The 13,206-nt window shown below is 61.8% G+C and carries 10 protein-coding genes; all 10 read left to right on the forward strand.

Annotation, left to right across the window (positions count from 1 at the left end):
* The first annotated feature begins 19 nt into the window (after nucleotides 1-19).
* The 10 genes from ETX26_RS10010 (at nucleotide 20) to ETX26_RS10055 (ending at nucleotide 13,186) form a co-directional block, all read left to right on the forward strand.
* Nucleotides 20-277, forward strand: coding sequence for a DUF3768 domain-containing protein (locus ETX26_RS10010; protein ID WP_129524548.1), 258 nt, complete (start codon nucleotides 20-22; stop codon nucleotides 275-277).
* Between the two features lie 293 nt (nucleotides 278-570).
* Nucleotides 571-1,497: a hypothetical protein gene (locus tag ETX26_RS10015; protein ID WP_129524549.1), complete on the forward strand. Its 927-nt coding sequence runs from the start codon at nucleotides 571-573 to the stop codon at nucleotides 1,495-1,497.
* A 146-nt stretch (nucleotides 1,498-1,643) separates the two neighbouring features.
* Nucleotides 1,644-2,849: an HNH endonuclease gene (locus ETX26_RS10020; protein ID WP_129524550.1), complete on the forward strand. Its 1,206-nt coding sequence runs from the start codon at nucleotides 1,644-1,646 to the stop codon at nucleotides 2,847-2,849.
* 302 nt (nucleotides 2,850-3,151) lie between these two features.
* On the forward strand, nucleotides 3,152-4,288 hold the full coding sequence (locus tag ETX26_RS10025) for a hypothetical protein (RefSeq protein ID WP_129524551.1): 1,137 nt from the start codon (nucleotides 3,152-3,154) through the stop codon (nucleotides 4,286-4,288).
* On the forward strand, nucleotides 4,285-6,480 hold the full coding sequence (locus ETX26_RS10030) for a hypothetical protein (RefSeq protein WP_129524552.1): 2,196 nt from the start codon (nucleotides 4,285-4,287) through the stop codon (nucleotides 6,478-6,480). The genes ETX26_RS10025 and ETX26_RS10030 overlap by 4 nt, the downstream gene beginning before the upstream one ends.
* A 252-nt stretch (nucleotides 6,481-6,732) precedes the next feature.
* Nucleotides 6,733-7,314: a recombinase family protein gene (locus ETX26_RS10035; protein ID WP_129524553.1), complete on the forward strand. Its 582-nt coding sequence runs from the start codon at nucleotides 6,733-6,735 to the stop codon at nucleotides 7,312-7,314.
* Nucleotides 7,315-7,709: 395 nt separating this feature from the next.
* The gene (locus tag ETX26_RS10040) at nucleotides 7,710-8,423 is read left to right on the forward strand and encodes a hypothetical protein (protein ID WP_129524554.1); all 714 of its coding nucleotides are present in this window, start codon (nucleotides 7,710-7,712) and stop codon (nucleotides 8,421-8,423) included.
* Nucleotides 8,424-8,443: 20 nt separating this feature from the next.
* A complete protein-coding gene (locus ETX26_RS10045) occupies nucleotides 8,444-11,545 on the forward strand; it encodes a hypothetical protein (protein ID WP_129524555.1) in 3,102 nt (1,033 codons plus the stop codon).
* A 154-nt stretch (nucleotides 11,546-11,699) separates the two neighbouring features.
* On the forward strand, nucleotides 11,700-12,629 hold the full coding sequence (locus ETX26_RS10050; RefSeq protein WP_129524556.1) for an SMODS domain-containing nucleotidyltransferase: 930 nt from the start codon (nucleotides 11,700-11,702) through the stop codon (nucleotides 12,627-12,629).
* A 41-nt stretch (nucleotides 12,630-12,670) separates the two neighbouring features.
* Nucleotides 12,671-13,186, forward strand: a complete 516-nt coding sequence (locus ETX26_RS10055) for an SLATT domain-containing protein (protein ID WP_165271748.1) — start codon at nucleotides 12,671-12,673, stop codon at nucleotides 13,184-13,186.
* Nucleotides 13,187-13,206 lie beyond the last annotated feature (20 nt).

Below are 13,206 nucleotides of genomic sequence, written 5' to 3' on the forward strand. Positions count from 1 at the left end.
CGGCATTGGAGGGACCATCATGGTCACGCAGGGCGTTCTCGGCATCACAGGGTACAACTTGCAAATGCTGACCGAGGCACTTGCAGCCTACAATAGCTTTGACGCCGATAACGATCCTCATGGCGAACGCGACTTCGGGGACCTTAAACTGTGGGGCACGGACCTGCTCTGGAAGATCGACTACTACGATAGGGACCTGAAATACGGGTCGGATGACCCTGCCGATCCATCGAGAACCGCGCGCGTCCTCACCGTCATGACGGCGACGGAGTGGTGAGCGCCATGGTAGATCGTCTTGCAATTCCGGTCGGCTCGCCACATAGTTTTTCCACCTACGGTCAGTCCCGTGGGGGAGGCCTAGTAACCTCTGAAAGTAGACGCCGGTCGACATGTTTCGGCCGGGTGGCCGTCACGTATGTCCAGGGCTCGCCTAAAGGTGGCGGCGCCTTGGGTCTACTCGAGGTTACTAGCACCCGGCTCGCACCGGTGCCTCCACATGAACAGGAGGTATCAGCGCGAATGACCGGGCAAGCAGTACCATATCGAGACTTGGCGAGAGGGGTTCGCCGATTGCTGCAAGCAATCGGACGCATCAGCTGGAAAGCTGCCGCTATCGCCGTCCCAATGGCTTCAGCATCAGTGGCGCACTCTCAGCATCAAAGCTTGGAGGAGGCCGACCGAGAACGACTGTTGGGGAAAATCGCCTTCTACATTCGTTCGAACCCAGAGGCTGCTTGCGCACTCCCGAAATCAGAGATTGAACAATATCTTTCAGCAGAAGCAAATCGATACGGCTTGCTCGATAACATCGGGCAAACCGTCTTCAACGAGGGCAATGCCCCGCTGACAGGATATGCAGCCCAGCTCGAACAAATTCGTCGAGAAACCGCCCGCCTGTCCGCTCGTAACCGCGCGATCTATAGCGGCCAGGAAGCGCCCGTGAACGACACGTGGCAGGAGCCTGCCAAACGGTTTCCCGCGCAATTGCACAATGTCGAAGCTGCAAGTCGGATTGAGAATGGTTTGAAGTGTATCGCGAGCGGACGCGTCGAACGCTTGCGGTTTCCGATCAGCTATATCGTATATTTGGATCCCAGTTCTGCCGATGGTTGGACGGCCCAGTTTGTCGGGCTTCCCACTTTCACCGAAGAAGCTGCGCTCGGCGAGCAATCCACCCTGCGAGTTTCCTATGGCGACACGTTCTTCACGTTGAGTGAAGCGCGATTGCAGGCAATCGCTGATCGCGCCAGCGCAAGGGTGAGAGAGGCAGAACTTGAGCAGAGGAGAGCCGAGCGCGAAGCGTACCGCAACTCGGCCGCTGGCCGCGCGGAGGCACTGAGGCAACGACAGGCAATGGCCGACAAGCAAAAGGCTTGCGAGGCGAATGGCGGGACGTGGGGAGTTCGCTTCGACGACAGCGCGATCATGGGCGTCGATGCCCAAGACGTAGATGGATTTCTGTGGATGATGCAAGGTTGCTATTTCTTGGGCCGTTAGCCTCGAACGACCACCGTTTCGCGTAGCTTTCTAGGTTGGCGCGACGACAATCCCGCTTTCGGAGGCCATATCTTGAAGAGGGCGGGAAGAGGCAATCCACTGGTAGCAGCGGAGGCACCGAACCAGATTTTTCTCTTTGCGCGCTTATGCCGGCGCTTGACACCCTTAATAACAAGCGCCGCGAGCCGCAACGGTATGCGGTTTCGCTTGCGAAAACCGGCGTTTCACGCTCGACACGCCGAATGGACCATACATTTCTCATCGCTGGCGACGACGGCTTACTTCTGAGAGCTCGGGTGGATATCGACGGCAGTGACCTTGTCCTTCACAGCCGCAGCGGACTCAAGGCCGATGGACGCAATCCGGACTATCGTCCCGCGCTCGAGGCAATCCTGAAGCGCCTCGCCGCGCGCCGCGCAGCATTCAAGGCCTTTCTCGACAGCCGCCCGTTCGCACATTTACCACTGGCAGATCGGATCATAGGCAACAGCTCCAATTTTCCCAGCGATCCAGCGGAACTATTCAGAGCCATCCTTCGCGCAATGAATGCCAACTCCTCGAGCAATGGATCATACCGTCGCTTGCGCATCCAAGTCGAGGGCCTTTCGGGCGTCGCGCTGCTTCTTGCCGTTCGCGGAACGCCCGAACTTCGGCCAAAGCCTGTCCGGCCACGGCACGATCGTTTCGGCCCGAAAGAGGTGCAAGGCATCGGGCCCGATCACGTGCGCAAAGCCGCCGCGCGTATGCTTGCGGGCGACCGTGCCCCGAATTTCGCTCCGTCGACGGATTACGACGTGATCGTCGAAGCTGGGCGCCGCCTGGCGCCCAAGGCGCTCTATGGCCTCGCGGCGGAAGAGGGACTGGCTCTTGAGGCTTTCCCGACGCACTTCGCCGCCGGTTTCGGGAAGCCTTGCTTCACCGCGATTGAGGAGGCTGGCTACTCGATCGTGCCGAAGATTGAGGGTGAAGACGATCCGGACAGTCCCGATGCGGACCGAGCCCAGGACTCGGTTCTCAACGACGATGAAGAGCGCAGCTGGGCCGAAGGTGACATGCGCATCGTCTCACATCTGCGCAACGAACGCCGTCGCAATTCCGCCGTGGCTCGCGAGAAGCGCAAGGCGGTGAAAGCCGCGAACGGCGGTCGCCTCGTATGCGAGGCCGAGGGCTGCGCCATCGACTGGTACGAAGTCTACCCCGACGGCATCGCGGATGCGGTATTTGAGATCCACCATACGACGCCACTTCATCAAACGGCGGAGGAGGGCACAGTTACGACGCTTGCCGACGTCGTGTGTCTCTGCGCCAGCTGCCACCGGGCCGAACACCGACGACTTGCTTCGGCAAACTAGCAGCGGAAGTAGACGGGCGTCCCGGATATTGGCCGGAGGTGGGCCGCTTGCAGCTTGACCGCTTTCAGCGAAAGCTGGTGGAGTGCGAACGTGTACTTTTGAGCTGCACCCTTCGCCGGGGTCGGCAAAACGCACGCGCACGCTAGCCTCGTCTAGATGTTAGATCCCGCGCCTGATCTTGCGAGATTTGTTTCCCCCACCAGGGGCGGCGTACCACGACTAGAAAGGTTCGCCGATGTCGACGTTCGCGCTGCTGGACGCTAAGTCAATGTTGTCGCACAAAGCACACAACGGGAGGCTTAGTGCGAATCACAGCTCAATCTACAATCGCCGCCAGCGAGCGCGCGTTGACAAGCCTCTCTCAGGCACCTGCGGGCGAGCCGCTACGACTGCCGAGCAATATCCGCCACCTTGCTGGCGGTGCGGAAGCCGCCCTGACTCAGGTAATCATAAGCTGGGCTCAGCAGAATCCAGACGCACTGCTCGAGACATTCATTGAGTCACCTGAACAGATCGGCGGTTTCGTGCGACGCCTTCCTGGGCTGGTCGCAGGGCTGTGCGCAAAAAAGGCAACCGGCCACGGGCAAACGGGCTCGATAGCGACAGCGCTCCACGGCGCCGCACTCGCGCGCCTTGATCAACTACAGAGCGAGCGGCCCAAGCGAGGCTATCGCGGCGCATCGGCGGAGATCGTATGCGCCGATCACCTTGGGCGGGATACACCGTACTTGCTCTATCTACCCGGCGCGCTTGGTGGCTCAGGCCTGCGCCCGCGTGAGAATTTCCGAGATTTGGCAAGCTGGCTTCTGCGAGGCGCGATCCGCGGCAGCTACCGCGACCATGTGCCAGCGGACGCCGCCGATGCCATTGGGGCGATGCTATTCGAGATCTTCAAGAATACTGAGGATCACGCGCTCACCGATATCGCAGGCGACCTGCTTGATGTGTCGATCCGAGCCATTAAGACCAACCATCACGCCATGGCGCCAGATCAACTCGCGCGGATCGTGGGCGAGTATGCACCACTCGCCCGCTACTGCGATGCGCTGACGGTGCCTCAAGGCGCAGTCTTCACCCACTTGTTCGAACTGTCCGTGCTCGATTCTGGGCCCGGCTTCGCAGCGACCTGGACTGGCTCCGCTCTTCCGGATCTCTCGCTCGAGGATGAAGACAATGCGGTTCGGGCCTGCTTCGGGAAGGGCAGCGCGAAAGGCCAGAGTCGGTTCGGCGAAGGGCTTCCCCATGTGCTGCGCTTGCTCCGCCGGCAAAAAGGGTTCTTGCGACTTCGAACTGGTCGTCTGTCCTTCTTTATCGACTTTTCGGACGAGGAGCATGCGGCCGATGGCGCACTGCGCCGTTATGAGCAGGCCGGCCTCGCCGCGCTCGCGCCGGTCGCGGGCAGTCTCATGACGATACTCATTCCGATGCAGCGGGCATGATGAACTCGATCTTTCCGTTCCGCTTCGAAATCGCCCGCAAGGCGTGGTCCCACGATGTATTGCTCGTGTTCGTGGCGACTCCAGCACTTGATCCCGAGGCCTTCGCCACGGTGATCGAACGTGAGGTGGAACAGAACCTGGTACCCGACGAGGTTGTGCTGCTCGTGCGCGATCCTGCGTTTTATGCTACCCAACAGGCGCTGGGCGAAGATTCGCAGAATGTCGCCACAATCGCGCGGCTTGCCGGACGGGCGACCGTGACGTTGATCGGTTATGACTGCGCGGGCGCCGAAGCGCGGCGCACACACGTCACCGGCCCGGCTTCCAAGCGCAGGGTGAAGCTAGCCGACTTCAAGCGGCGCGCGATCACCAGCATCTTCAACGCCCGCCACGGTTTCGTCGAATCCACGGCGACGTATCATTTTGAGAACCCGTCCGGTCGCCACACAGAGCGCTTCATCCGGCTCTCCAACATTCTTGCACGTGGCGCCGAAATAGCATTCATCGGATTTTGCACGCTCCCTTACGTCGCCAGCCGCGCAACGACCGCCTATCTCGACACGCCGTCGCTCTACGCAGTGGTGGCGGCGATCAACGAGCAACGGTCATCTTTTGCAGGGTCGGTCCCGATCCTTGCGGACAACTTCTCATCCTATGCTGGCGCTCGCGATTACCGTTTTACTCGTCTCGCGGACTCGCTTGTGCTGATATCGGCATCTTCGAGCGGCTCACTTGCGTCGCACCTTATCGCCGAGCACGGGTTTGCCCCGGCCCAAGTCACGCATCTACTGTTCCTCGGCACCGATCGCAGCGGCTCGAACATCGTTTGCGACCTGCGCAAGGATGCGCGCCAGAATGAAGAGGGCGTCGCGACGCCCCCCTCGGTTGAAGGCCCGGACGGCTGCAGGATGTGCAGAACAGGCTCACACGCGATCAAGTTGCACGGCGATCAGTTCGAGTTTGCCGGACCGCAGCAGGAATCGCTGCTCATCGCTAAGAGCGATGCCCCGGCCGGGCTGGGTGGGCTGATGGAGCGGTTCGCGGGGGGCGGACTGTTCACCGTTGGTCTTGGCAAGTCGGTCGGCCGGCAGCCACGGCAGTTCAACGTCGAGCCGATTGCCCTGCTTGCTCATACGGAATTCCAGCAGCGGCTCGACTATGTCTCACGTCGATCGCTCCCGGCGAGCTTGCGGCATGTGATTGCGGTAGACGAGGCATCGGTGCCATTCGCGCAGAAAATCGCGGACGCGGTCTCGCCTGCGACGGTCGTCGTGCCGCGTGGTGATCTGGAAACGATCCCTGCCTCAACCGAGACGGCGATCGCGATCGCCGCCGTCGTGATCGAGAGCGGCCGGAGCTTGCTCGATATCAGCAGGGACCTGCGCACGATCGCGCCGAAGGCTCCTTTGCTGTACCTAGCTGGATTCTCCAAAACCACGGCCGAGCCGCGTCGCGAAGCTCTTGAGCGCACCCTCGTTCAGACCGTTAATCCCTATCCCTATCAGATGATCGAAGTAGAGCGGATGACGCTTCCGCTTTCCAGTGAGCATAATCCCTGGGCCGAGGAGCTCAGGTTGCTGATCGATCCGGATGTTGAAAGGCTCATCCCATTTCGGATCGCCCCTGTGGTACACGCGCGCGTCGCGCGGTTGCGCAGGACGTCCCAAGCGCTCGACACTGACCTGTTCTTGGCAAACAGCGGCACTCGAAAGCTGTCGCTTCAGCCCGGGTTCGTATTCTGGCCCGACGGAGTACCTACGCGCGCGCACAGCCAGGCTGATGTCTATTTCACCGTTGCCTCAGTGCTGCAACGGCTTCGCGCCAACGCCCATCGGACGCAAAAGTCGGCGTTAAAGAGCAACTGGTTCCAACAGACTGTATTGGCTCCGGAAAATTTCGGTCGGTTCAACGACGACATCATCCAGGCGAGCATTCTTCGCGCCGCCCATCCCTATGAGATGAACTTGGTGGACGCGCCGACTGACAGCCGGGAGCTAGGACGTCTTATCCGCCGCATCATCCTCGCTGCAGGCACGGAACGCGGCGGCGCGGCGGCGGAATTCTTGCTCGCGCTGGCGACCAGTCGGTTGCGTCTGCGGCGCACCGATCTGGAGGTGGCGCTTTCCGCCGAACCGAGTTCAGTGCCGATGGTTGAGTTCTTGCGAAAGGTTTGCGCAACGCGGTTGCTCTGACTTGCTTGACGCTGCGGATCAGTGAACTGCAGCTGTTGGGCTGGGCTGTAGGGAGGCTAGATTGCAACAATTGGGATGCAAAGCACGCATCAGCTGAATTGCAAAAGCCAGAGATTGCTTTGCCGGCAGCTCGAAAGGGAGCGTTTCTGACACAGTTGCCGCTCCTCGGATCGTTTTGTACGAAATATGGATCAACGCTTTTCGATACATTAATTTGTTTCGTGACACGCTTTCGACACGAGGAGAGAAGTTATGTCGCGAACATTTGCATATTGCCGCGTCAGCACCAACGAACAGACGACCGAAAATCAGCTAGCCGAGATCGAAGCGGCTGGCTTCCGCGTGGAACCGCGTAGAGCAATCTGCGAGACTATTTCGGGCTCGGTCCCCGCCCTGCAGCGCAGCGGGTTCAAGAAGCTAGTCGACAAACTCGATTGGGATGATGTCCTGATCGTCACGAAGCTCGATCGTCTCGGGCGCAACGCAATCGATGTCCGCACCACCGTCGAACTGCTGGCATCACAAAATGTTCGCGTACATTGCCTTGCGCTTGGTGGAGTTGATCTCACGAGTGCTGCGGGAAAAATGACGATGTCGGTGATCAACGCGGTCGCCGAATTCGAACGTGACCTTCTCGTTGAACGAACCCAAGCTGGCTTGCGGCGTGCAAAGGCTGAGGGACAGAAATTAGGGCGACCTCGTGCCATGACGGACGAGCAGGAGCAGGAGGCAATTTCTTTGCGACAGGCGGGTGCTTCACTGGCATCCGTCGCAGCGAAGATGGGTGTCAGTCGCTCTGCCATTCAACGTGCGGAGCAGCGCGCGAACCGATGACGGCTTTGCGCCCTCATCTCAGTCGTTCGATGACTTATCCGACGACCCTGAAAGCGGATGTCGATCGGATAGGGCCTGAACATCTCGGACTTCGCGACTTCCTGGAATCAGAGGCCGGACGGCGGTTAGCTGCCGTCCGGCCAGTCGATGCCCTTGCCCACAACGCGCCGCAAACGTCTCGTTCGGTAAATCTAACCATGACACTGAAAATCCGCCGCTTATTCTGTCAGAGAGCGTCTCTCAAGCTCCTGAAACTTCCGCAGATGCCGGATTGCTGCCAATGAGAGAGTGTTCCCGAGTGACAGGATATTGCCTGAACGGTGTTTGCCTCGAATGCGAAGATTCCTCAATTTCCTACTTGCTCAGTCAAGACAAAATGGTGGATTCGTAAGGGCATGGATGCTTTCTACTTCTTGAAGAGCAGAACCCAGTTTATCCGCTTCTTCTATGCGGAAGGCGCGAAAGGGTTCGCCGACGTCAAGCACCGGATCGAGAACGAGCTGCCGCCGTTCGACGATCGGCCCTACAGTGAGGATTCCGACCCGCCCTATTTGTCGGAATGGATGGACGCGGAAACCGCTCGGGAGGTGCTGGGCATCGCCTGCATCTCAATGCTTTCCGACAGCCTCAAGCTATATTTCAGGATGCTGGAAGAGCGGGTCATCCGATTTTCCTTCGAAAATCGGAAGGCAGCCTTTCGAGACGGCTTCGTCCCCGCCTATTTCGCGGCGCTGGGCGAGATCCTTGACACCGATTGGAGCGATTGCCCAGTTGATCGCAACCTGATTGAACAGGTTGTTTTGGCCCGCAATCGCGGCCAGCACGGTGAAGACATTACCTCCTTCGACGTGCGGTACGACAAGGCGATGCTCGAGAAGCATCCTAGGCCATTCTTCATCGGCGACGATGAGATGTCGGTTCTCACGTCGGAGGAAGGTTCGCTGGCTTCGTTGCTCATGCCGACCCTCAAGGTGAGCGCCGACCGCCTGGCGAAAGCTCTCGATGAGGTCGATGTGCTTGCCGAATGGATCGAGGCTCGCATCGAGCGCGCCCGCGATTGGCACCTGAGCCGTCGCCCGGCGCAAGCGGCCGCTTCCCGGGCCGAATAGCTCCGAGCTGGCCGCGCGCGATGGAATTCACCGCCCTCCAGATTCTACCGCCCAAGGACTGGGGCCGGTTCGAGGATATGTGCCGCGGCCTGTTCGCGGCGGTATGGGGCGATCCCTACGCGCAGAAAAACGGTCGGACGGGCCAGCCCCAGCATGGCGTTGACGTCTGGGGACGGGCAGGCGGTCCCCATGCCGGTACGCACTGCGTCCAGTGCAAAGGCAAGGATGCGAACTATGGCGGGACGGTCACGATCGCCGAGTTCGACACCGAACTCGCCAAGGCTGAGCATTTCCAGCCAGAGCCTGCCTATTGGATCCTTGCCACCACGGCGCCGAACGATGGAGTCCTGCAAAAGCACGCCAGGGTTCGTTCGGCGGAACGCGAAGCGCAGGGCACCTTTCCGGTCAATGTGCTCGGCTGGGAAACCCTGGTCGCCCTGATGGGCGAACACCCCAAGGTGATCGAGCAATTCTATCCCGAGCACGGTAGCCATATGCAGGAGCTGCTCGCCGCCGTGCGTGCGCTACCTCGCCGCGACGAGTTGATCGGCAGGTTCGAGCAGTTCGCCGTTGCGGCGAACCCGACTTCCACGGACGCGAATGGGATCTGGCAGCCGGTCCGCTTCGATCAGGCCCGCGGTTTGGGTCCGGCGCTGCTCGGCCGGGCGCTCGGCGCGGCCGACGCCATGGAATGCCCGCGATTGCCCGAAGCTGCCGATCTCATCCGGGAGCTGACGGCAAGCTACTCGGCGAGGCTTGCAGGCGTGCCGGGCGCGGGAAAGTCGGTTTGCGCGTTGCAGGCAGCCGAGACCCTAGCCGGCAAGGGTTATCGCGTTCTGCGGCTGGCCGACTCAGGAATCGCACGGATCGAGCTGACCGACGACGATCTGCCGACCGTTCACCTCATCGATGACGCCCATCTCGCCTCGACTCATGAGCTCGCGCTTGCCGAGCAAAGCGCGAGAGCGACCAAGCTCCTTCTGTCGACCTTCACGAGCGTTGACGGCGCCGGCACCCGGCCCGGCACGATCCATCTCGATGCCAAGCGCGCGGTCCGGGTGATCGCCGACGAGTTGCGCGCCCGGCGCGACGAGACCCTGGCGGCGGTTCGCACGATCGATGATCGGATCGGCGACGGGCTTGGCGAAGAGAGCATCGACTGGCGGCTCGATGCCGCAGCCCAATCCGACTTCCCGTGGCAATTCTGCTTCGTGCTGAGCGGCGGATGGCACCGAGTACGGTCGATCGTCGCGTCCGCCCGTGCGGCCGACGCAGACATCGTGCTGGGAGCCGTAGCGATCCGCCAACTCGCGTCGCGCGATGCGCGGGCCAACGCCAGCGACCTCGCACCCTTGCTCGCGGCCGCGCAGGTTGCGCCGGAAGCGGCGGAGCGCGCTATCGCCTGGCTCCTCGAACAACGCCTCGTCCTCGCCGCCAACGACCTGCGCTGCCCGCACCAGCGCTTCTCTGCAGAAGTTTTCGACCCAATCCTGACCGATCAAGACAAGGACGGGCGTCAACAGGTCGTCGCGATGATGGGCCATGCGCTGGCCGATCCGAAGATGCCCCTCGCAGGGCTCGCCAGCCTCCTAACCCAATTCCGGATGAGCCGGCGCGACATCATCTGGACCCCTCTGATCCGGCGGGACTTGCTCGAGCCCTTTCTCGATCGATGCTGGAGCGCTCAGTCGCCGACCGATATCGCTGCTGCGGCATACGCGCTGCGCGAGATCGACATTTACATCGACGATTATTTCGAGCGCCCCACCAAGGCTCAGGTCGAGACGGTCGCCCGCTGGTTCAGCACGCCGATGCCCGAGGCGGCGTACCGAGTTGGGGCTTACATCAACGGCACCTATCGTAACCGGCGCTTCGGCCGCTCGATCATCCGCGCTTCAAACCCAGAGGCGATCGCGGAGGCCTTGAACCAAGCCATGGAACCAGCGTCGGCGGATTTTGCCTGCGAGATCGCAAAAATGGTGTCGCAGTCCTTCAGCGCGCTGACGCCCGAATGGATCGCCCGCTACCTCGCCCGCGTCGACCGTGCGAAGGCCCTGGCGCTTGTAGCCGATTGGCCGGCTTCGAGCCCGCTTTATCACGCCGGATGGTTCTGTGCGCAGTTCACCTATCTGGATCGCGAGTTCGGATTCGATTGCGTCGAGACACTGGCGCCGGCGATCGCCGAACGGATGCGGGCCGACCCGATCGGCGCCTTCGGGCAGCTGGAGGACGTCTTCGAAGCAAGCCTTCGCGTCTTCGATCCCCTGGGAGCCTACAAGGGCAAATGGGCGCCGACCGCGCGGTCGCGGGCGATCGCCAGCCAATTGTGCTCGGCATGGGAGCCGAAGGCGCTCGCAGGCGAGCTCTCGCGCGTCACGGCGCGCAGATTTCAGAGCGCAGCGGGATTGTTAAACGTCCTGCGCAAGTCGCTTCCGGGCGCATATGAGGAAACCGTCTCCGCGCTCGACTGGGATGCAATCGAAGCGGCCGTCGGCGACGGCTGGGCAAAGCTACCGCACAATGCCGACCACTTCCTCGCGCAATGCCATGCGAGCCGAGCCGGACGGAAGGAAGTCGCCCGCCTGATCGAGAAGCACATCGAGGAAATTGACAAGCTCGACGCACGGTTCGCCTTTATGGCGCCCAAGGCGGCATTTCGTCAGATTGAACGCGGCGCGCGGATCGTCCTGTCCGGCCGATGGCAGCTAGGCGCTGGTGTTCTCGCCGAGTTTTACAGGCGTCGGCCGGAGTTGGTGCAGGCGCTGCTCGGCAACCATCCCGCGTTGCTGGCGGCGGCACTCTCGAAGGAAAGCCCGAGCTTCTTCGACGACGCCTTGCCGTTCCTGCGCGTGTGCCGACAGGTTGCGCCGGAAGCCTTCGAGAATATCCTCGGTCAGATCGACCCAGAGATTGCGGAGAAGGGGTGGCGAAACGCCCTGCTTGGCCGGAATGGGAAGCACAAGGCGCGCAATGCCTCTGGCCGCTCCGCCATCGCGTGGCTCGTCCACGTCACTCAGGACCGGCCCGATCCGCTCGGCGATCTCGCCCGGCGCTTGCTTGCGGAGCTGCCCAAGGAGACGAAGATAAGCCCGAAAAAGCTCGAGCCGTTTTCCGACCTATAGGTCGCCGGCATCAGTCGGAGATTTTCCACGGACATGGGGATACCAACGGTGGTTGTTCTCGCTTTGTGTCGCCTGCGCCGCTATGATCGCGCCATGGCCCACCGACTCCTTTCGATCCTGGGAGGCTGCTGTCGTCCACCGCGCGAGGGCGCGCATGAATAATGCACTGATGGCGCTCGCGCCGACCCCGTCGACCTGGTTGCAATGGCGTTACGTGGAGCAGCGATTTCGAGGTTTCATCGAGAACCTCGCGGTGACAGATGCCCAACTTCAGGATGGCTTGCGCAAGCAGGCCGGTGTTCGCGCCACCCTCAATCGCTGGTACTACGGCCATAATGACGAGGCCGCCAATTCGCTGCTGACGGGCTCTTGGGGCAAGTACTTGCGGGTTCGTCCGCCGAGGGACGTGGACGTGATGTTCGCCCTGCCTTGGGAGGTCTATAGGCGCTTCGAAGCGCGTGCAGGCAACCGGCAATCGCAGCTGCTGCAGGAGGTGCGCAGCGTGCTCGCCCAGACCTATCCGCAGAGCGAGATGCGCGGCGACGGCCAAGTGGTGGTCGTGCGGTTCGCGACGATGCCAGTCGAGATCATTCCGGCTTTCGCGCTCGACAACGGCCAATATCTCATCTGTGACACCAATGACGGTGGCTCTTACCGGCTGACCGACCCGATCGCCGAGATCGCCTCGCTTGACCAGTCGGACGAAGCGACTGCTGGTGCGACCCGCCGCCTGATTCGGATGGCCAAGCAGTGGCAGCGACACTGCTCGGTGCCGATCAAGTCCTTCATGCTGGAGCGGATGGCGGTCGAGTTTCTCCGCACCTGGCCTTACTCGCACGACTATTACTATCACGACTGGATGGTGCGGGACTTCTTCGCCTTCCTCGTCGAGAATGCCGGCCGTTCGGCCGTGATGCCCGGGACCGGGTTATGGGTCACTTCCGGTGTCGCCTGGGCGTCGAAGGCGCGCGCGGCCCTCACGAGCGCGCGCAGAGCCTGTGAGTGGGAGCAGGCCAGCCTCGACTTTCTGGCCGCAGGGGAATGGAAATCGCTGTTCGGATCGGCGATTGGTTCGACGCTGTGAGCGCTTCCGCCGGACATAGAGCTAGGGCCGACAGGGCGGCGATGCTCGCCGAAGCCCGCAAGCTCGCGGTCGACGTACTCTATTCGGAGAAGGGGCATTTCGCGGCGGCCAGTGCCTGGCGCAGGCGCAACTACTGGCTCGGCATCCCGGCGGCGCTGATCGGGGCTGCCGCCGGTGCAACGATCCTTGCCAGCGCCGACCCGGTCGTCTCGGGCATCCTCGCGCTGGCGGGCGCGGCGATCACAGCGCTAATGACGTTTCTCAATCCCTCTGAACGCGCCGCCCAGCATCAGCGCGCGGGCGTCGCCTATGCCCAGCTGCGCCGCAAGGTTCGTCAGTTCGCGCAGATCGACATGGCGGGGATGGAAAGCGCCGCGCTTCGCGCCACGCTGACCGCGCTCACCGAAGAGGTCGGTTCGACCCAGGGCGAGGCGCTGGCGATCCCGTCAGCGGCCTATCGCGCGGCGATGAAGTCGATCGAGAGTGGCTCGGCCGACTATACCGATCAGGAGTTGGATGCAGCGACGGGCCGCGTCGGTGCGCAGTCGTCCACATAGCGCAGCTAGCACCGGGCCGA

The sequence above is a fragment of the Pelagerythrobacter rhizovicinus genome, from assembly GCF_004135625.1.
In the GTDB taxonomy this organism is placed as follows: Bacteria; Pseudomonadota; Alphaproteobacteria; order Sphingomonadales; family Sphingomonadaceae; genus Pelagerythrobacter; species Pelagerythrobacter rhizovicinus.

Coding starts and splice junctions, on each gene's coding strand:
- ETX26_RS10010 (WP_129524548.1), top strand. CDS start 20: ATGGTCACGCAGGGCGTTCTCGGCATCACAGGGTACAACTTGCAAATG.
- ETX26_RS10020 (WP_129524550.1), top strand. CDS start 1,644: ATGCCGGCGCTTGACACCCTTAATAACAAGCGCCGCGAGCCGCAACGG.
- ETX26_RS10030 (WP_129524552.1), top strand. CDS start 4,285: ATGATGAACTCGATCTTTCCGTTCCGCTTCGAAATCGCCCGCAAGGCG.
- ETX26_RS10035 (WP_129524553.1), top strand. CDS start 6,733: ATGTCGCGAACATTTGCATATTGCCGCGTCAGCACCAACGAACAGACG.
- ETX26_RS10040 (WP_129524554.1), top strand. CDS start 7,710: ATGGATGCTTTCTACTTCTTGAAGAGCAGAACCCAGTTTATCCGCTTC.
- ETX26_RS10045 (WP_129524555.1), top strand. CDS start 8,444: ATGGAATTCACCGCCCTCCAGATTCTACCGCCCAAGGACTGGGGCCGG.
- ETX26_RS10050 (WP_129524556.1), top strand. CDS start 11,700: ATGAATAATGCACTGATGGCGCTCGCGCCGACCCCGTCGACCTGGTTG.
- ETX26_RS10055 (WP_165271748.1), top strand. CDS start 12,671: ATGCTCGCCGAAGCCCGCAAGCTCGCGGTCGACGTACTCTATTCGGAG.